General features: G+C 61.7%; 1 protein-coding gene. It reads right to left on the bottom strand.

The window, feature by feature from the left end; translation table 11 throughout:
• A partial coding sequence (locus NKH30_RS33110) for a TCP-1/cpn60 chaperonin family protein (RefSeq protein WP_352998171.1) occupies positions 1-509 on the bottom strand: 509 nt, incomplete at both ends.

Raw genomic sequence — 509 nt, 5'->3', positions numbered from 1 at the left:
CGCAGCTTGTTGACGACCAGCGTGGCCAGGGCCTCGCCTTCGACGTCCTCGGAGATGATGACCAGCGGCTTCGAAGTCTGCACGACAGCCTCGAGGATCGGCAGCATGGCTTGCAGGTTGGAGAGCTTCTTCTCGTGGAGCAGGATGTAGGCGTCTTCCAGATCCGCAACCATCTTTTCGGCGTTGGTGACGAAGTAGGGCGAGAGATAGCCGCGGTCGAACTGCATGCCTTCGACGACTTCGAGCTCGGTCTCGGCGGTCTTGGCTTCCTCGACCGTGATGACGCCCTCATTGCCGACCTTCTGCATCGCTTCCGCGATCATCGAGCCGACCGAAACGTCGCCATTGCCGGCGATGGTGCCGACCTGGGCAACCTCTTCCGAGGTCTTGATCTTCTTGGCGTTCTTGATCAGCGTTGCGACGACGTCGGCGACGGCGAGGTCGATGCCGCGCTTGAGGTCCATCGGGTTCATGCCGGCGGCAACCGCCTTGTGGCCTTCCTGGACGAT

It is taken from the genome of Mesorhizobium sp. M1273, from assembly GCF_040318195.1.
Taxonomy (GTDB): domain Bacteria; phylum Pseudomonadota; class Alphaproteobacteria; order Rhizobiales; family Rhizobiaceae; genus Mesorhizobium.
The sequence above is the reverse complement of the archived record's forward strand: the minus strand, read 5'-3'. Positions and strand labels throughout refer to the sequence as shown.